At 71.9% G+C, this 18,367-nt stretch carries 13 protein-coding genes and 1 pseudogene; 9 read left to right on the forward strand and 5 right to left on the reverse strand.

What is annotated here, in order from left to right; all coding sequences use genetic code 11:
- Positions 1-106: 106 nt before the first annotated feature.
- Genes ACLJOU_RS31405 through ACLJOU_RS31425 form a run of 5 tightly spaced genes read left to right on the forward strand, consistent with a single transcriptional unit; the run spans position 107 to position 6,220 of the window.
- Positions 107-676, forward strand: a complete 570-nt coding sequence (locus ACLJOU_RS31405; RefSeq protein WP_410572404.1) for an HdeD family acid-resistance protein — start codon at positions 107-109, stop codon at positions 674-676.
- Positions 677-689: 13 nt separating this feature from the next.
- Positions 690-1,616, forward strand: a complete 927-nt coding sequence (locus ACLJOU_RS31410; RefSeq protein ID WP_410572406.1) for a ribonuclease Z — start codon at positions 690-692, stop codon at positions 1,614-1,616.
- A 10-nt stretch (positions 1,617-1,626) separates the two neighbouring features.
- The gene (locus ACLJOU_RS31415) at positions 1,627-3,279 is read left to right on the forward strand and encodes an FAD-dependent oxidoreductase (RefSeq protein ID WP_410572408.1); all 1,653 of its coding nucleotides are present in this window, start codon (positions 1,627-1,629) and stop codon (positions 3,277-3,279) included.
- Positions 3,276-4,694: an ATP-binding protein gene (locus ACLJOU_RS31420; protein WP_410572410.1), complete on the forward strand. Its 1,419-nt coding sequence runs from the start codon at positions 3,276-3,278 to the stop codon at positions 4,692-4,694. The genes ACLJOU_RS31415 and ACLJOU_RS31420 overlap by 4 nt, the downstream gene beginning before the upstream one ends.
- Positions 4,694-6,220, forward strand: coding sequence for a carboxylesterase/lipase family protein (locus ACLJOU_RS31425; protein ID WP_410572412.1), 1,527 nt, complete (start codon positions 4,694-4,696; stop codon positions 6,218-6,220). Before ACLJOU_RS31420 ends, ACLJOU_RS31425 begins: the two co-directional genes overlap by 1 nt.
- Before the next feature lie 74 nt (positions 6,221-6,294).
- Here ACLJOU_RS31425 and ACLJOU_RS31430 read toward each other — a convergent pair whose 3' ends face one another.
- The 3 genes and pseudogenes from ACLJOU_RS31430 to ACLJOU_RS31440 all read right to left on the reverse strand — a co-directional run bounded on the left by ACLJOU_RS31430 (position 6,295) and on the right by ACLJOU_RS31440 (position 9,299).
- Positions 6,295-7,110 (reverse strand): hypothetical protein, encoded by an 816-nt coding sequence (locus tag ACLJOU_RS31430; protein ID WP_410572414.1) that lies wholly within the window; start codon positions 7,108-7,110, stop codon positions 6,295-6,297.
- A 76-nt stretch (positions 7,111-7,186) separates the two neighbouring features.
- Positions 7,187-7,441 (reverse strand): hypothetical protein, encoded by a 255-nt coding sequence (locus tag ACLJOU_RS31435; protein WP_410572416.1) that lies wholly within the window; start codon positions 7,439-7,441, stop codon positions 7,187-7,189.
- A 953-nt stretch (positions 7,442-8,394) separates the two neighbouring features.
- Positions 8,395-9,299: pseudogene (locus ACLJOU_RS31440) on the reverse strand (ornithine cyclodeaminase family protein).
- Positions 9,300-9,341: 42 nt separating this feature from the next.
- On the opposite strand from ACLJOU_RS31440, the gene ACLJOU_RS31445 reads away from it, so the two are divergent.
- From ACLJOU_RS31445 to ACLJOU_RS31460, 4 genes are all read left to right on the forward strand, one after another.
- Positions 9,342-9,941 (forward strand): pentapeptide repeat-containing protein, encoded by a 600-nt coding sequence (locus ACLJOU_RS31445; RefSeq protein ID WP_410572418.1) that lies wholly within the window; start codon positions 9,342-9,344, stop codon positions 9,939-9,941.
- A gap of 29 nt (positions 9,942-9,970) precedes the next feature.
- Positions 9,971-10,570 (forward strand): sulfite oxidase-like oxidoreductase, encoded by a 600-nt coding sequence (locus tag ACLJOU_RS31450; protein ID WP_410572420.1) that lies wholly within the window; start codon positions 9,971-9,973, stop codon positions 10,568-10,570.
- Positions 10,540-11,283 (forward strand): ferredoxin reductase, encoded by a 744-nt coding sequence (locus ACLJOU_RS31455; RefSeq protein ID WP_410572422.1) that lies wholly within the window; start codon positions 10,540-10,542, stop codon positions 11,281-11,283. The genes ACLJOU_RS31450 and ACLJOU_RS31455 overlap by 31 nt, the downstream gene beginning before the upstream one ends.
- Positions 11,284-11,412: 129 nt before the next feature.
- On the forward strand, positions 11,413-14,031 hold the full coding sequence (locus ACLJOU_RS31460; RefSeq protein ID WP_410572424.1) for a fibronectin type III domain-containing protein: 2,619 nt from the start codon (positions 11,413-11,415) through the stop codon (positions 14,029-14,031).
- Between the two features lie 730 nt (positions 14,032-14,761).
- Here the strand turns inward: ACLJOU_RS31460 and ACLJOU_RS31465 are convergent.
- Both ACLJOU_RS31465 and ACLJOU_RS31470 read right to left on the reverse strand, forming a co-directional pair.
- Complete coding sequence (locus tag ACLJOU_RS31465; RefSeq protein ID WP_410572426.1) at positions 14,762-17,137, reverse strand: LuxR C-terminal-related transcriptional regulator; 2,376 nt, start codon at positions 17,135-17,137, stop codon at positions 14,762-14,764.
- Positions 17,134-18,246: a molecular chaperone DnaK gene (locus ACLJOU_RS31470; protein WP_410572428.1), complete on the reverse strand. Its 1,113-nt coding sequence runs from the start codon at positions 18,244-18,246 to the stop codon at positions 17,134-17,136. Before ACLJOU_RS31470 ends, ACLJOU_RS31465 begins: the two co-directional genes overlap by 4 nt.
- Between the last annotated feature and the right edge of the window lie 121 nt (positions 18,247-18,367).

Here is an 18,367-nt window from a genome sequence, read left to right on the forward strand (position 1 = left end):
CGCGGCGCACGCCGGTCCTTTGTGGAATACCCCGAACGGGGTGTTCCGGAAGCCGGACGGGGGTAATCGTCGCAGACTGAGGTCCCAATCGATCCGGGAGCGGCAGATGACCTCGTTCGCAGCGTTCACCGTCGTCGAACCCCGCAGGGCCTGGCCGCTGGTGGCCGTCCGCGGTGTGTTCGCCGTGCTCTTCGGGCTCTTCGCGCTGATCTGGCCCGGCGCCACGGTCCTCGTCCTGGCCATCCTGTACGGCGTGTACGCGATCATCGACGGCATCGGCGGCCTGATGCAGGCGTTCCGCCCGGGTGACACCGGTCACCGGGTGGCTTACGGCGTCCTCGGCGCGCTCGGCATCGTCGCCGGGATCCTCGTCCTGGTCTGGCCCGGCCTCACCGTCCTGCTGCTGGCCCTGCTGGTCGGCTTCTGGGCGATCATCACCGGCATCGCCGAGATCGCCGCGGCCGTCCGCCTGCGCAAGCAGATCCGCGGCGAGGCGTTCCTCATCGCGGCCGGCGCGATCTCCGTGCTCGCCGGCGTCCTCATCGTGATCCACCCCGTCGCGGGTGCGTACGGCATCGCGCTGCTCGTCGGCATCTACGCCCTCCTCTACGGGATCGTGCTGCTGGTGCTGGCCTTCCGGCTCCGGAAACTGGGGGACACCACCCCGGCCGCCTGAGTACCGTGCGGGGGTGTCGACCCGCGAACTGGTGGTGCTGGGCACCGCGAGTCAGGTGCCCACGCGCCACCGCAACCAGAACGGCTACCTCCTGCGCTGGGACGGCGAGGGCATCCTCTTCGACCCCGGCGAAGGCACCCAGCGCCAGATGCTGCGGGCGGGTGTGGCCGCCACGGACGTCACGCGGATCTGCGTCACGCACTTCCACGGCGACCACAGCCTCGGCCTGCCCGGGGTGATCCAGCGGCTGTCGCTGGACAAGGTGCCGCACCCGGTCCACGCGCACTTCCCGGCGTCCGGCGCGCACTACTTCGCGCGGATGCGGCACGCGACGGCGTTCTACGAGCAGGCCGACCTGCGGGAACACCCGATCGCCGAGGACGGCCCGATCGCCTCCGGCAAGTTCACCCTCGAGGCCCGGCGGCTGAGCCACCCGGTCGAGGCGTTCGGCTACCGCCTGATCGAACCGGACGGCCGCACGATGCTCCCTGGCAAGCTGGCGGAGCACGGCATCGCCGGACCGGACGTCGGGCGCCTCCAGCGAGAGGGACGACTCGGGAAGACACGCCTCGAAGACGTCAGCACGCCGAGGCCCGGCCAGCGCTTCGCCTTCGTCATGGACACCCGCCTCTGCGACGCGGTGTACGCGCTCAGCGAAAACGCCGACGTGCTCGTCATCGAGTCGACGTTCCTCGCCGAAGACACCCCCCTGGCGCAGGACTTCGGGCACCTGACCGCCCAGCAGGCCGCCCGCGTGGCCGCCGAATGCGGGGTCCGGCAGCTGGTCCTGACGCACTTCTCGCAGCGCTACCCCGACCCGGCGCGCTTCCTGGAAGAGGCGAAGGCGGAGTTCGACGGCGAGATCGTCGTGGCCCAGGACCTGGAGCGGGTCCAGGTGCCGAAAAGACGTTCTTCGCCGATCGGCCGCCACGAGCCGTAGGCTGCATCTCGTGAGCCAGCCGATCCTGATGACCGTCGACGACGATCCCGCCGTGTCCCGCTCGGTCGCCCGTGACCTGCGCCGGCGCTACGGCAAGGACTACCGCGTCATCCGCGCCGACTCCGGCCAGGACGCCCTCGACGCGCTGCGCGAGATCAAGCTGCGCGGCGACGCCGTCGCGGCGATCCTCGCCGACTACCGGATGCCGCAGATGGACGGGATCGCCTTCCTCGAGAAGGCGATGGACCTGTTCCCGCACGCCCGCCGCGCCCTGCTGACCGCCTACGCCGACACCGACGCCGCGATCCAGGCGATCAACGTCGTCGACGTCGACCACTACCTGCTCAAGCCGTGGGACCCGCCGGAGGAGAAGCTCTACCCGGTGATCGACGCCTTGGTCGAGACCTGGAAAGCGGTCGGGGACCGGCCGGTCGAAGAGGTCAAGCTCATCGGCCACCGGTACAACTCGCCGTCGTTCCACCTGCGCGACTTCCTCGCGCGCAACGCGGTCCCGTACCGCTGGTACTCGGTCGACGACGACGAGGGCTGCCGGATCCTGCAGGCCGCGGAGGCGACCGACAAGGACATCCCGGTGGTCGTCACGCCGGACGGGACCGTCCTCAAGAACCCCTCCGGCAGCGAGATCGCCGACGCGGTCGGCTTGTCGACCCGGCCGGCGCAGGAGTTCTACGACCTCGTCGTCATCGGCGGCGGTCCGGCCGGCCTCGGCGCCGCGGTGTACGGCGCCTCCGAGGGCCTGCGCACGGTGCTGGTCGAGAAGAAGGCCACCGGCGGCCAGGCCGGCACGAGCTCGCGCATCGAAAACTACCTCGGCTTCCCGGACGGCGTTTCGGGCGCGCAGCTGACCGACCGGGCCCGGCGCCAGGCGCAGAAGTTCGGCGCCGAGGTGCTGACCGCGCGGGACGTCGTCGGCCTGGAGGCCCGCGGTTCGCAGCGGGTGATCACCTTCGGCGACGGCAGCGAGATCGCCGCGCACTCGGTGATCCTCGCCAGCGGCGTCACCTACCGCGCGCTCGAGGCCGACGGCGTCGAGGAACTGACCGGCCGCGGCGTCTACTACGGCTCGGCGGCGACCGAGGCGCCCGAGTGCAAGGGCGAGCACGTCTACATCGTCGGCGGCGCCAACTCCGCCGGGCAGGCCGCGGTGTTCTTCTCCCGGCACGCCAGCGACGTCACGATCCTGGTGCGCGGCGAGTCACTGGAAGCGTCGATGTCGCATTACCTGATCGAGCAGATCGCCGGTATCGAAAACATCCACATCCGCACGCGCACCACGGTCAAGCAGGTCCACGGCGACGGGCACCTCGAGCGGATCACGCTCTGCGAGAACGGCGTCACCGAGACGGTGGAGTCCGGGCACCTGTTCATCTTCATCGGCGCCGCCCCGCGCACCGACTGGCTCGGCGACGCCATCCACCGCGACGACCACGGCTTCGTCTGCACCGGCCCCGACCTGCTGTCCGCCGGGCAGCGGCCGGCGGGCTGGCCACTCGACCGCGACCCGCACTACCTCGAGTCGTCGATCCCGGGCGTGTTCGTGGCCGGTGACGTGCGGTCGCAGTCGGTCAAGCGGGTGGCCTCCGCGGTCGGCGAAGGCGCGATGGCCGTGACGCTGGTACACCGGTACCTGGAGGAACAATGAGCGCACTGCCGCGGGAAGAGCTTCGCGGGCTCTTCCTGTTCGAACACCTTTCCGAGGACCAGCTCGACTGGGTCGCCGACCACGCCGTGCTCGAGCAGTACGAGGGCGACTCGACGATCATCAACGAGGGCGGCGAGGCGACCTGCTTCTACGTCCTGCTCGGCGGCGCCATCCGGATGACGCGCATGGTCAGCGGCACCGAGGTGGAGACCAACCGGTCCGACCAGCGCGGCGCCTACTTCGGGGCGACGCAGTTCTTCGTCCACCAAGAGGCGGAGCACACCTTCGGCACCACGGTGCGGGCGCTTTCCGACGTCACGTTGCTCGCGCTGCCGTCGAAGGAGTTCTCCGTCGAGTTCCGCAAGTGGTTCCCGATGGCGACGCACCTGCTGGAGGGCATGTACCTCGGCTGGCGCAACAGCGACACGGTGATCGGCTCGCGCCGCCGTCTGCTGGCGCTGGGCGAGCTGTCGGCCGGCCTGACGCACGAGCTGAACAACCCGGCCGCGGCCGCCGTCCGGGCGACGTCCGCCCTGCGCGAACGCGTCGCCGGAATGCGGCACAAGCTCGCCTTCCTGGCCAAGAAGGACATCGAACCCGAGCTGCTCTACCAGCTCATCGACGTCCAGGAACGCCTGGTCAAGCAGGTCGCGCAGGCCGAGAAGCTGACGGCGATGCAGCAGGCCGACCGCGAGGACGAGATCACGGACTGGTTCGACGACCGCGGCATCGACGGCGGCTGGGACCTCGCCGACATCTACGTCCGCGCCGGCCTGACCACGGCCGACCTGGACCACGTGCTGGAGCAGGTCGGCGACACGTTCATCGACGGTGCCGTCCGCTGGCTCGCCTACGCGCTCGAAACCGAGATGCTGATGGGCGAGATCGAGGACTCCACCACGCGGATCTCCGCGCTGGTCGGCAAGGCCAAGCAGTACTCGCAGATGGACCGGGCGCCGCACCAGTGGGTCGACGTCCACGACGGCCTCGACTCCACGCTGGTGATGCTCTCCGGCAAGCTCGGCGGGATCCGCGTCGTCAAGGAGTACGACCGCAACCTGCCGAAGATCCCGGCCTACCCGGCCGAGCTGAACCAGGTGTGGACGAACATCATCGACAACGCCCTCGGCGCGATGGCGGGCGAGGGCACCCTGACGTTGCGGACGTGGGGGGAAAACGAGCAGGTCCGCGTGGAAGTCGGCGACACCGGCCCGGGCATCCCCGCGGACATCAAGCCGCGGATCTTCGAGCCGTTCTTCACGACCAAGCCGGTCGGCGAGGGCACCGGGCTGGGCCTGGACATCTCGTGGAAGATCGTCGTCGAACGGCACCAGGGCGACCTGCGTGTCGAATCCGAGCCCGGGAACACCCGGTTCGAGGTCTGCCTGCCGACGGTCGAGCAGGCCTCGCTCTGATGGCTGCCGTCCCGACGGTCACGACCGAACTCGGGGCGCTGGTCGGGCTGGCGGGCGACGGTGTCCGCGTCTGGCGCGGGATCCCGTACGCCCGCCCGCCGGTCGGCGAGCTGCGGTGGAAGGCGCCGCAGCCGCCGTCGCTCTCCGGTGGTGTGCACGTCACGACGGAGTACGGGCCGCACGCGATGCAGCCGCCCGACCCGCTGAACCCGGCCGCGGTGTGCGACGAGGACTGCCTGTACCTCAACGTCTGCACGCCCGAGGGGCCCGCGCCGGAGGGCGGGTGGCCGGTGCTGTTCTGGCTGCACGGCGGCGGGTACCGCGTCGGCCACGGCGAGCAGCTGGGGGACGGCGAGGAGTTCGCGCGCGCCGGGATCGTCGTGGTCACCATCAACTACCGGCTCGGCTCGCTCGGCTTCCTGCACCTCGGCGGGGTATTCGGCGCGTCCGAACCGGACGCCGGCGTGTGCGGCTTCCTGGACCAGATCGAGGCCTTGAAGTGGGTGCGCCGCAACATCTCCGCGTTCGGCGGGGACCCGGCGCGGGTCACCGTCTACGGCGTTTCGGCGGGTGCGAAGAGCGTCGGCAACCTGATGGGCAGCCCGCTCGGTGCGGGGTTGTTCGCCCAGGCCATCAGCAGTTCCGGCGGCGCGGACCACGTGGCGACGCCGGAGGCGGGGACGGCGCTGGCCCGCCGGCTGCTGGACGAGGTCGGCTGCCACGACCTCGCCGCATTGCGGGCGTTGCCGGCCAAGGAGTTCGTCGAGGCGCAGGAACGGATCCTGAGCGGGTTCCAGGCGCTGTGGCTGTGGCGCCCGACGCTGCACCCGCGCGTGCTGCCCGAGGTGCCGATCGGGCCGATCCGGCGGGGGAGCGCCGCCGGGATCCCGCTGCTGATCGGCTGCAACAGCAACGAAGGCAGCACGTACGCGATGATGCTCGGCGACGACGTCGCCACCGCTCCGGCTTCCGGGGTGCTCGCGGGGATCCTCGGCGATCCGGGTGCAGCGCGGCTGCTCGAGACCTACCTTCGCCGGGTTCCGGACATGAAAGCCGCGCGGATCGCCGCGATGGGCGACGAGCGGTACGGCATCCCGACGCAGCGGCTCGCCGACGCCCAGGCCGCGCACGCTCCCGTCTACCGGTACCGGATCGACATCGCCGCGCCCGGGGTGCCCGAGCAGCTCGACGGCGGCCACGGCACCGAAACCACCATGGCGTGGAAGGTTCCGCTTCCCTTGGCAGCACAGGGAACCGCGGTCAATCCGGCGCGCGAGCGGGCGGCGCTGCTCATCCACCGTTGCTGGGCGGGGTTCGTGCGCGACGGCGTCGCGTCCGCCGACGGGCCCGAATGGCCGTTGTACGGGCCGGAACTGCGGTCGGTCATGGTGTTCCGGGAAGACACCGACCTGGTGCTCGATCCTCGAGCCGAAGAGCGTGCGGCCTGGGGTGACGTCGAGTGGGCCTCGGGCACCTGGTTCCCGGTTTCCTTGCCGGGCAACGGTTTTCCGGATGTACCCGTGTGAGTGATGAGTTCGAACGCGCGTTCGAGTAGCTTGGCGGATGTGAGCCATTCCGGCTCACATCGGCGAAGGGGGAGCTATGGACGCGCACCGAGTTTCGGCAGGGTCAGGGTCATGGCTGCGGTGGTCAGCCAGCTCAGCAGGTCCGGCAGGGGAATGCGGGAAAGGCGGTCCGGCCATTCCTCCGCCACTGTGTGCAGCACGAGTTCGTCGTGCCGCGGCTCCACCTTCGTCAGCTTCAGCCCGGGTGGGAGTTCCGGCAGGGGAAGCACGATGGGGCGGAAGCCCCGGGGCGGCCGCAGCTGCCGCTGTCCGATGTGGAGGGTCTGCGGCACGAGCAGCACGCCGTCCGCCGCCACCTGCGGGCGCAGCGTCAGGTGGCCCCAGCGCGGTCGCTTGGCCCAGTGGATCCGCAGCAGGCCATCGTCGGCCGGGCTCGCGACGATCCCGGGGCGGGCTTTCGCCACCCGGTCCCGCAGCACATCGGCGGAGACGGCGATCGCCAGCTGCACCCGCGCGGGGTTGGCGGCCGGCGTGGGCAGCGAGCGGAGGCGGACGTCTTCGGCGAGCACGGTGACGCGGCGCAGCAGAATGCGGCCGCCGTCTTCGGGCTCCGGCCAGTCGACGTCCTCGGCGACGATCCGGACGTCGCCGAGGCGACCGGTGGCCAGCCGGAGGCTGTCGGCCGGGTAGTCGAGTTCGGCGAGGGTGAGGCCGACTTCGCGGTCACCCACCTTCGCGGTCAGCCGGCGGCCGACGAGCTGTTCGGTGACGGTGCGCGCCAAGGCGGCCGGCGTGACCGGGACGTTCGGCAGCAGCGAACGCCCGGCCGCGGCCAACCCGGCCAGCTCGGGCCACGGTGACCAGCCGTCGAACCACCTGCCGTCGCTCATCCGTCCAGTGTCGCCCACGGACACCGGCGGCGGCGACGGCGGGTGGTTCCCGGCCGGGCCAGCGGATCGCCTCCGGTCACCGGCCCGCGAAGCGGGCGATGATGCCGGTGATGACCAGCCAGAACACCGCGGCCAGACCGTAGTCGAGGATGACGGCCAGGCTGGGGCTGTCCACCGGGAAGAGGCCAGGCCAGAACAGGGCGAGAGGAACCGCCAGTGACTTGATGAACTGGAAGAAGGCGTTGCCGGCATTCGCGCCGGCCAGCACCATGATCATGTAGAGAACTTCGATCCCCGCGAAGATCGCGCCGATCGCCGTGATGACCCGCACGGCCGTGTTCCGTCTGGTGGTGGTTCGCCAAGGAGACATGCCGCGAAAATTCCCGGATCGGGTGACTGATCAAACGCTCTGAAGCCCAGATTGCGCCGTTCGGCCGCTTCCGTTGCTCTCCGCGGCTCGCTTGCCACAGGTGGTGACCAGATCAACCCTCGGACTCCTCAGACCCGCAGCAGGAGGCTCACCCGTCACGCGGTTAACCACCCGGCTGGGTAATACACTCGACGGCACACTCCAGTTCCGCCGAGCAACCGGGCGCGACCCAGTCCCGCACAGCGAGCCCGACCGACGTGAACACCGTCCGCCCCGGACGATCGTCGCCGGCCGGCCTCGATGCACGCGGACCTACCGCCGAGCGCGCCGTGCGCCTGCCGCAGTAGCTCCTGCCGGGTTGGCTCGGCGGCGGTTCGGGGCGCATGCGGCGCCTGGCCACGCGGCCGGTGCGGTCGACTCGCTTCAGGGGGCGCGCTCCAGTTTCGCCGAGCAGCCGGGGGCACGACCCAGTCCTGCACAGCAAGCCCGACCGACGTGAACAGCGCCAGCCTCCGGCGATCGGCACCGACCGGCCTTGCGATGAACGCGGACCTACCACCTGGTGGACCGCCCGGCCGCCGGAGCCGCCGCAGTAGCTCCTTGCCGGGGTGGCTCGGCGGCGGCTCGGTGCGCACCCGGCCCCAGCCCGCGCGGCGGCGGTCGACTCGCTTAGGGGCGCGCTCGAGTTTCACCGAGCAACCGGGTCACGGCTCAGCCCTGCACAACAGCCGACCGACGCGAAACCCGCCGACCCGGGCGATCGGCAACGGTCGGCCTGCCGATGAGTGCTACCACCTGGTGGAGCCGCGCGGCCGCCGGAGCCGCCGCAGTAGCCCCGGCTGGGTCGGTGCGGTCCCGGCGCAGACAGCAGTCAGTGGCGGCCCCAGCCCACCCGGCGGCGCGGTCGACTCGCCTCAGCGGCGCACTCCAGCTTCGCCGAGCAACCGGGCCACCGCCCAGTCCTGCACAGCAAGCCCGACCGACTTGAACACCGTCCGTCCCCGAACCACCGGAGGCGTCCGCAAAGCCGACCCCAGCTCGATCAGCCCACCAACGTCCAGCACTCCGGTGTCCACCGCGTGGATCACCTCGCCCGCCTCCTCGAGCGCGGCACCGACCTGATCCACCACCACGCACCCCGCGGTGGCGAGCAGTTCGGCGGGCAGTTCCCGCATGGACGGCAGGTAAGACCCGATCGCGTTGACGTGCACCCGTGGCGGCAGGTCATCGGCAGCGAAGAGAGGAGTACTCGACGAAGTAGCACAACAGACGATCTCGCATCGGACACCGCGTCCGGGGCGCTCGAAGCCACCCGCACCGCCACCTCCGGGGACTCGGCCCGCAACCGCTCCGCGAACGCCGAAGCGCGCGAGGCGTCCCGGCCGAACACCGCCACGTGGCGCACCGGGCGCACCGCCGCCACGGCACGGACCTGGTCGGCGGCTTGCGCCCCGGTGCCGAGCAGGGCCAAGCGGCTCGCCGAAGGCGCGGCAAGCAGGTCAGTGGCGACCCCGGACACCGCGCCGGTGCGCAGGGCGGTGATCTCGACGGCGTCGGCGACCACCTGACCCTCGGCCGTGTTCCACACCAGCGTGCCCAGGATCATCGGCGTCCGGCCGGGGACCAGGTTGAGCGTCTTCACCACGGTCGTCGAGGACGGGGTGTGGCAGGCGGTCATCACGAGCGTCGTGGCGCCGGCGAAGGACATCCGTTGCGGCACCACGAAACGGCCGGCGGCGAGGTCGAGGAACGCCTCGCGCACCGCTTCGACGGCGGCCGGCATCGGCACGGCCCGGCGGACGTCGTCGGCGTCGAGCATGCGCGGCCCCTCCGGCATCGGAACTGCCGCTAGCCTGTCGGCATGCCCGAGGCCACGCAAGAGGACCAGCGGTTCTTCCGCGACGACTGGTACGGGGAGGAGATCACCGGGCGGCACTACGTGCGGTGCGAGTTCCACGAGACCGACCTCTCCGAGGCCAGCACCCGGAACGCGGTCTTCACCGACTGCGTGTTCGGCAACGTGCGCTTCAACGCGTCGCGGCACACGGACTCGGCCTTCACCGGCTGCGCCTTCAAGCGGTGCAGCTTCTTCGACGCCGAATTCACCGGGTGCAAGTTCGTCGGCGCCACGTTCACCGAGTGCGAGCTGCGGCCGCTGCGGGTCACCGGCGGGGACTGGTCGTTCGCCGGGCTCGCGGGCGCCGACCTGCGGACGGTCACCTTCCAGGGCGTCCGGATGCGGGAGGCCGACCTCACCGGGGCGAACTGCGGCGGCGCGACGTTCGCCGACGTCGACCTGTCCGGGGCGATGCTGCACGCCGTCAAGCTGCCGAAGGCCGAGCTGCGCGGCAGTGACCTTTCGGCGCTCGACCCGCTGAACGCCGAGCTGGCCGGGGCGATCGTGTCACCCGAACAGGCTGCGGTGCTCGTCACGTCGCTCGGGCTGCAGGTCCGGGCGTAGGCTCGTCGCGATCGGGAAGGGAGCGCCGCATGGGCGTCGTGACACCGGGTTTCCAGGGCCGGGCCCGCAGTGGCAACCCGCGGCTGCCGCCGGGGCAGTACCTGGCCGAAGACTTCCCGGTGCTGTCGGCGGGCCCGACGCCGCGCGTGCGCACCGAGACGTGGGAGTTCACCGTCACCACCGAGACGGGGGACAAGCACACCTGGAGCTGGGCCGAGCTGATGGCCCTGCCCAGCGAGAAGCCCACAGTGGACATCCACTGCGTCACCCAGTGGTCCAAATTGGACACCCGCTGGCGCGGCGTCTCGATCGACACCCTCGTCGGCGGGCTCGCCACCGAGGCCGACTACGTCATGGTGCACGCCTACGGCGGGTACACGACGAACCTGCCGCTGGCCGACCTGCTCGACGGCCAGGCCTGGATCGCCTACGAGTACGGCGGCAAGCCGCTGACGCCCGAACACGGCGGTCCGGCGCGGCTGCTCGTGCCGCACCTGTACTTCTGGAAGTCCGCGAAGTGGGTGCGCGGGCTGGAGCTGAAGACCCGGGACGAGCCGGGCTTCTGGGAAAACGCCGGCTACCACGACTACGGGGATCCATGGCGCGAACAGCGGTATCAGGGCGACTAGCCTGGCGGGTCGCCCGCCTGGCCGAATTCCGCGACGAGACGCCGACGGCGCGCACGCTCGTCTTCGACCTGCCCGGCTGGCCGGGGCACCTGGCGGGCCAGCACGTCGACGTCCGGCTCACCGCCGCGGACGGCTACCGCGCGCAGCGCAGCTACTCCCTCGCCGCGCCGGCCGACGGCGACCGGGTGGAGCTGACGGTCCAGCGCGTGGCCGACGGCGAGGTGTCCGAGCACCTCACCGGCCCGTACGCCATCGGTGACCCGGTCGAGATCCGCGGCCCGATCGGCGGCTGGTTCGCCTGGCGCCCGACGGACCCGGCCCCGGTCCTCCTGATCGCGGGCGGCTCGGGCATCGTCCCCCTGATGGCGATGATCCGCGCCCGCCGCGCGGCCGGCGTCCGCACGCCGTTCAAGCTGATCTACTCGCTGCGCACCCCGGCGGAGCTGTACTACGCGGACGAGCTGCGCACGCCGGTGGCGGGCGTGGACGTGACGTACGTGTACACGCGCGAGCTGCCCGAAGGGCGCGCGGGAATTCCCCGCCGCATCGACGTGGCCACGATCAACACGGCGGGCTGGCCGGCCGAGTTCGGCGCCTCCTGCTTCGTGTGCGGCCCGACGGGCTTCGTGGAGACGGTGGCGGACATCCTGGTCGCCCTGGGTCACGACCCGCACCGCATCCGCACGGAACGCTTCGGCCCCAGCCGCGACTGACCGGCCCAGGCTCACCCAACCCTGTTTGACCGGCCGAATCGTGGCGAGGCATCCGACGAATAGTGGACGTCGTGCCCCGGTGAGCGGGAAATTGTCGACATCGCGCGTCAGAGATCCTATCTTTCCCTCATGCTGACCAAGTGGGGCTCGACGCGGCGCCGCACCGTGGTGACCGTTCTCCTCGGCGTGGGCGCGCTGCTCGCCACCGCTCCGGTGGCCGCGGCCGGGCCCGAGGCCGCCAACCGGGACGTCTACGTCTCGCCCGACGGGGCCGATCGGGCGCCCGGTACCGCGGCTCACCCCGTCCGGACGCTCGACCGGGCCCGCGACCTCGTGCGGCAACGCGCCCCGCACCTCACCCGGGATCTCACCGTGCACCTCGCGCCCGGGGTCTTCCGGCTGACCGCCCCGCTGCTGCTCGACGCGAGGGACTCCGGCGGCAACGGCCACCGCGTCATCTGGCAGGGCAGCGGCGACACCGAGCTGAACGGCGGCGTCCGGGTCACCGGCTGGCGCCCGGTGCCGGGCCGTCCCGGGCTGTTCGCCGCGCCCGCGCCCGCCGGGCTCGACAACACGCGGCAGCTCTACGTCGACGGGGTCCGCGAGCAACGGGCCCGCGGCCCCCTGCCGGTGACCGTCAAGGCCACCGCCGCCGGCTACACCGCCAGTGCCGACACACTCGCCCACTGGCGCAACCCCAAGGACGTCGAGTTCGTGTACGTCGCGGGTGAGGCGCTGTGGAACGTCCAGCGCGACGGCCTCGGCCAGTGGACCGAACCGCGCTGCCCGCTCGCCGCCGCCGAGGGCACGACGATCACCATGGCCGGCCCGTGCTGGGACAACTCGACGAAACGCGTGCTGTTCCCGGACATCCCCGGCCGCAGCGTCAACATGGTCGGGCCCGCGGACCTCACCAACGGGCGGCACCCCACCTACGCCGAGAACGCCTTCGAGCTGCTCGACGCGCCGGGCGAGTGGTACCTCGACCGGTCCGCGCACGTCGTCTACTACCTGCCGAAGCCGGGCCAGGACCTGCGCCGCGCGGACGTCGAAATGCCGGTGCTGGAGAAGCTGCTCGACGCCCGGGGCATCCACGACGTCGCCTTCCGCGGCCTGCGCTACTCCTACGCGACCTGGCTGACCCCGTCGTCGCCCGAGGGCTTCTCGGAAATCCAGGCGGGGTACACCATCACCGGCGCCGACGGCTGGGCCGTCCAGGGCCTGTGCCAGTTCGTGCCCGGCGGCACGTGCCCGTACGCGTCCTGGACGCGGGAACCCGCCAACGTCTCCGTTTCGCACGGCCGGCGCGTCGAATTCGGCGACAGCGTGTTCGCCCACCTCGGCGGCGCCGGGCTCGATCTGGTGGACGGCACCAAGGAATCCCAGGTGCGTGGCGACATCTTCACCGACATCTCGGGCAACGGCGTGCAGATCGGCGGCGTCGACAAGCCGGTCACGGACACCGACGCCGACGTCGTGCGGGACATTCAGGTCACGAACAACCACCTCTACGGCCTGCCGCGCGAATTCCACGGCGGCGTCCCGATCGTCGACGGCTACACCGTGCGGAACACTGTTTCCCACAACCAGATCGACCACGTCGCCTACTCGGCGATCTCACTGGGCTGGGGCGGCTGGCCGGACAAGATCAAGCGTCCCGCGACGCCGAACCTGTCGCACGACAACGTGGTTTCGGACAACCTGATCTTCGACTACATGCAGATGCTCGACGACGGCGGCGGCGTGTACACGCAGGGCATCACCGGCAGCTCGCTGGACGACGGCGAGAAAGTGACGGGCAACGTCATCCACGACCAGTGGGGCCTCGGCAAGGGCGTCTACACCGACAACGGCAACACGTACGAGACGATCCGCGGCAACGTCCTCTACGACATGGCGTACGCCAATGTCGGCACAGTGCACGTCGACTACCGCGACGACCTGGGCAACAACGACCCGACCCTGATCGAGGGCAACTATTGGGAGCAGGGCGACCGCGACAAGACGGACAAGGGCGCGATCACCCGCGGCAACCAGCTCCTCGCCCGCCCGGCGGACGCGCCGCCCGCGATCGTGGCGAACGCGGGCCTGGAACCGCCTTACCGCAAGCTCCTCACCCAACAGGTCGGTGGTCGCGCACCGGCCGAAGCACCAACGCGGATCGGCACGTTCGCGGTCCCGGGAAAGCTCTACGCGACTTGGAACCCGACGTTCGCGTTCAACAACGCACCAGTGACGGAATACGTGCTGACGGCATCGGGCGGCGGCCGCACGTATACGGCAACTGTCACCGCAGCCGACTTCGCAAAGCGCGCGTACGCGGAAGTGCCCGGCCTGACGGACGGAACACCGTACACGGTGACAGTCGCAGCGCGTAACGCATTCGGCGCGAGCGAGCCATCCCTGCCCGCGGCCCCGGTGACACCGGCCCCGAAACCCGGTGCCCTGCCGGGCATCCCCACAAGCGCCCGCGCATTGCCGAGCACGAACGCGGCCTCGATCCGCTGGAATCCCCCGTCCGTGGCAGGCGACACCCCGGTACTGGGCTACGTGATCACGGTATCGGACGGCCGCACAATCCCGGTGGAGGGCCGCGACGCACTGGTGACGCAGCCAACGACCAAGGGAATGACCAGAGTGGTGAACGGCCTGAACCCGGCAACAACGTACACATTCACGGTGGCAGCGCAGACGGCAACCGGAACCGGCCCGGCGGCCAGTTTCACCACCACAACGGCGCCTGCCTGACCGCCCGAGCCTCGTTGTCCACAGCCGCCCTCCGATGTGGACAACGAGGCCCGTGGACCGTCATTCCCAGCCTTTTGTCGCCCACCCCCGATAGACTGGACCTGGGGACGCCCCCCGGAGAGGGCGGGGGTCGGCGAAATCTTTCGGCGTGCTGTAGGGCGGCCACGACTCTCGCCGATCATGTGATTGCCGAATTTCCATGGTCGTGTGAGAGTCGTGCCCGCTGCGCCTTCGGGGCTGATTCCTGCCGTGCTCGGTCGCGGGGCCCGGGCGGATAGTCGCCACAGACGCCTTGCAGACCACAGCCGACTATGCGCGCTACCTACTTGAACGCGGCGCCGACTAGATGCTCGCCTTCAAAGAGACAAAGGAAAGGAGCGCGCCTTCACCGGCTAAGCGGCTATCGACTTTCCCATGCCGCGCACGCATCCTCACCGCGCAACGCCGCCCACCCGTCTGCCGGAAAACTTCGCCGGAACCCCCACTGAAGAGGGCGGGGCCAGTGGAGGCACTTCCGTGGGACGTGCGTCGTCCTGGTCGCCACCGGTGACCAGGACCCAAGCGCACCGAGCGCCAGCCCGCGTTACGGACGAGCTCGGGTCAGCCACCTGTCCAGCTACAGGACTACCACTTCGACAAGCCCGTCAACCTGCAGCAAGCGCAGGCGGTGGCCCCCCAGCAGCATCGCGGACATCCCACAGCCCGACCCCAAGCACCAAAAGCCGGCCGCCTAAGGAGCATCCGGGCGCGCCAGCAACTCGCGCAGGGTCGCCAGCAGCTCCCGTCGATCAGCCGCCCCCAGCTTCCCCCGGATGCGGGCCATGTGGTGCTCCACCGTCTTCCCGGAAATGAACAGCTTGCTGCCCGCCTGCTTGTACGTCAGCCCCTCCACCACCAGCCGGGCCACTTCCAACTCGCGCTCGCTCAGCGCCGCCAAGCCCGTGCCCGCCGCCGGCTCCGAAGACGTGCCCGGTTCGCGGCGGGCCGCCGTTCCCTGGAACTGGCGGGCCGCCTCCAGGAGCTGGACCATCGCCTTGCGGTCGGAGGTGCGGATCGCCGCCTGGCCGGCCAAGCGGGCCGCGTCCCAGCGCAGGCCCAGGTCGTGCAGCTCGGCCGCCGCCGCGGAGATCGTGTCGGGGGCGGCCGTTCCGCCGAGTACCGCCAGCCAGCCCTGGGCCGCCGTCGCCAAAGCTCGGGGGTAGCGGCCGCAGTGGGCGTGCGTTGTCAACGTTGCCAAATGGGCCTCGACCGCGTCCGCGTCCTCCACCGTGATCGCCGCGTGGAGCTCGTGCCAGACCAGCGAGACCGTCCACAATGGGGGTTCGCCGAGGCGGGCGAGCAAGCTGTGGGCGCGCTCGAACTGGCCCGACAGCTTGGCGAACGCTCCCGTGCGGGCCGCGGCGATCGCCAGCTCGCCCAGGGGCAGCAACGTGAACAGGTCCGTCTGCTGCCGCATCGAGGCCTGGTACGCCCGGTTCCACGATCGCTGCAGCCCGACCAGGTCACTCGCCCGCCGCGCCAAGCCGAGCTCCAGCGTCGCGAAGAACAGCTCGTCGCGCGCTTCCAACGCCCGGCCCGCGACGGCGTCACGGTGTTCCGCGGCCGTCGCCAGGTCGCCCGCCGTCATCGCGACCCAGCCCAGCAGCAACCGGTGGCGGACGGCCAGCAGGTCGCCGCCGGTTCCGCCGGCCAGCGCGCGGGTGAGCACCGACTCCGCCAGCGCCAGCTCGCCCGTGTGCAGCGCGACGAGCGCGGCCAGCGCCGCCGGGCTGTCCGGCAGCAGCATGCCGCCCAGCGCCGGCTCCAGCATCGTGGCCGCGCCCAGCAGCGTCGACAACGTCTCCGTCGCGCAGCCGGACACCGAATCCACGATGCCGCGGGCCATCCGGGTGGCCGCGCCGGCGAACAGCGTCGGTGCGACGCCCGGGGTGGGGGAGTCGAGCAGACGCCGGGCGCCCTCGAGGTCGCCCGTCCCGAGCAGCGCCGTCGCCGAGAACGCGTCGGCGCGGCCCGCCCAGTGGTACAGCTCGGCGCTGCGGGCCAGTTCGCCGCGGTGGGCCAGCACGGTCGCCGCGATTTCCGCGCCCGCCGCGCGGGTTTCCGCGTCGGCCGCGCCGAGCATCCCGTCGCCGAGCCGCAGCGCGGTGTCGAGGTCGCCGGACAGCGCGGCCGCGCGTGCCCAGCCCGCCGTGACGGCCGCGGAGCGGTCGCCCGCTTCGGCGGCGGCTTCGAACAGCTGCGCTGCCAGGCGCGCGTCGGACGGCAGCGCTTCCGCCGCCGCGGCGGCGAACGCGGCGGCCGCGGACGCGCCGGAGGTGCCCGTGCCCAGCAGGGAGCGGGCCAGGTCGAGCACCGGCAGGCCGTTGGCCAGCTGCAGCTCGACCAGCCGCTGCACCGTCGTCAGCCGGCGCGCGGGCGGGCCGAAGTCGCGGATCGCGGCGGCCGCCAGCGGCAGCAGCGTGTCGTCGGGAGCGAGCAGACCGGTCGCGCGGGCCGCCTCGACGATGGCCGGCAGCCGGTCGGGGCCGCGGTCGAGCAGCGCGCACAGCAGGTCGAGGTTGCGCCCGGCGCCGGCCTCGGCCGCGATCAGGTAGCGGAGGACGTCGTCGTCGAGCTCGTCGAGCTCGGGCCGGAACTCCTCCAGCCGCCCGAGCAGCGCGCGCTCCGCCAGCCGCGGCACCCCGCCGCTGCGGGCGTGCAGTTCGGCCGCGGCGGCCGGGTCGGCGGGCGCACCCGTCACCGCGGACATCAGCCGTGCCACGTCTTCGACGCCGAGCGGGCCGAGCTGCAGCAGCGTCCAGCCGGGCGCCACCGCGGCCGGCCGGTGCGCGACGACGATCGGCCCGTCCGCGTCGGCGAGCAGCTCCTCGAGCTGGTCGGGGCCGAGCCGGTCGGCGTCGTCGACCAGCACGGCGTCCACACCGGCTTCGCGGTACCGGCGGTCGAGCGCGGCGAGCAGCACGCTCTTGCCGTAGCCGCCGGGGGCGACGACGGCGAGCCGCAGCGGGGCGGCCGGCTCGGCCGCGACACGGTCGAGCAGCTGCCGCGCCGCCGGGTGCACGGGGACCGTGTGCGGCGGGGGAACCTGCGTGAGCAGTGTGTTCAACAGTGACCTTCACCGGAGGGGACGCAGTGGGTGGGGGCGGGAGCGGGGCCTGCGGTGGCTTCGCGGGCGGTGACGGTGATCACGGCGGCCGAGGCGGCCGCGGCGAGCACCAGGATCGCGGCGGCGAGGGGACGCCGCCGCCGGAACAGGGTCAGCGGGCCCGTGCGCTCGGGCAGTTCGAACGGCGTGATCTCGACCGGCGGCCGGGGCGGCCGCTCGCCGAGCTCACCGAACGTGTCCACCTGGGGGAGCAAGGTGGTCTCGACGGCCGGGGGTTCCTGGGGGGTCCCCCGGTGGTCGGCGCGCAGCGTCGCGAGGGCGGCCGCGCCGAGCGCGGCGGTGGCCGGCGGAACCGGTCCCGCGAACATCGGGCACGGCGGCCGGGCGGGCAGCGCGTGCGGCGGGACGTCGCCGCAGAACACCACTCCGGCGAGGCCCCTGGGGGACGTCGAGGCGGCTCCGGCGAGCGCGAACAGCGTGCTGAGGGCGGCCGCGGGGGCGACGCCCTCGGCGCTCGGGCCGAGCTGCCAGCCACTCGCGCCGCTCGCCGTCGCCAGCGTCACGTGCACGCCGTCACCGCCGAACTCGCACACGCCGGCGACCTGCGCGCCGGGGCCGGGCACCGGCAGGTGCGCGCCGAGGGCGGCGAGCGAGCCCGGGACCAGCGTGACGGCGGTGAACCCGGCGTCGGCCAGTGCCCGGCGCAGCACCTCACGGCGGTAGCCGCCCCAGTCGCCGGGGTGGGTCAGCACCAGGTGGTGCGGGGGTTCGCCGAACAGGTTCGCGGCGTGCTCGGCGATCCCTTCGACGAGCACGGTGGTGAGCGTCTCGGGCGGGAACGGCTCGCCCTCGACGAGCATCGGCACGTCGTCGCCGATCCGCCGGTGGAAGCCGGTGAGCAGCCGGGACGGGACCCGGGCGCCCGCCTGGGCGGCGGCATCCCCGGTGAGCAGGTACCCCTCGTCGTCGAGGAACAGCGCGGACGCCGCGGCCGGGGACCGCTCGCCCAGCCAGAGGGGGTCGGGCTCGCCCCAGCCGGGGCCCTGGCGGTGGCAGGTCGCGGCGTGGGTCCGGCCCTGGGCCACATCGATCCCGAGGACGTAGGGCAACGGCGCTTTCCTCCTCACCTCGTGGCGGCCGATCGGGGGCAGGCAATTCCCCCTAGGGTTCGGGGCATCCTCACCCAAACGGGTTAGTCAGGCAAGCCTCTGGAGGGATTTAACCCAACTG

The organism is Amycolatopsis sp. cmx-4-61 (assembly GCF_046548775.1).
Classification (GTDB): Bacteria; Actinomycetota; Actinomycetes; order Mycobacteriales; family Pseudonocardiaceae; genus Amycolatopsis.

What these genes read in the sequence shown, in the direction of transcription:
- ACLJOU_RS31405 (WP_410572404.1), top strand. Translation starts at nt 107, where the DNA reads ATGACCTCGTTCGCAGCGTTCACCGTCGTCGAACCCCGCAGGGCCTGG.
- ACLJOU_RS31445 (WP_410572418.1), top strand. Translation starts at nt 9,342, where the DNA reads ATGCCCGAGGCCACGCAAGAGGACCAGCGGTTCTTCCGCGACGACTGG.
- ACLJOU_RS31460 (WP_410572424.1), top strand. Translation starts at nt 11,413, where the DNA reads ATGCTGACCAAGTGGGGCTCGACGCGGCGCCGCACCGTGGTGACCGTT.
- ACLJOU_RS31430 (WP_410572414.1), bottom strand. Translation starts at nt 7,110, where the DNA reads ATGAGCGACGGCAGGTGGTTCGACGGCTGGTCACCGTGGCCCGAGCTG.
- ACLJOU_RS31450 (WP_410572420.1), top strand. Translation starts at nt 9,971, where the DNA reads ATGGGCGTCGTGACACCGGGTTTCCAGGGCCGGGCCCGCAGTGGCAAC.
- ACLJOU_RS31455 (WP_410572422.1), top strand. Translation starts at nt 10,540, where the DNA reads ATGGCGCGAACAGCGGTATCAGGGCGACTAGCCTGGCGGGTCGCCCGC.
- ACLJOU_RS31420 (WP_410572410.1), top strand. Translation starts at nt 3,276, where the DNA reads ATGAGCGCACTGCCGCGGGAAGAGCTTCGCGGGCTCTTCCTGTTCGAA.
- ACLJOU_RS31425 (WP_410572412.1), top strand. Translation starts at nt 4,694, where the DNA reads ATGGCTGCCGTCCCGACGGTCACGACCGAACTCGGGGCGCTGGTCGGG.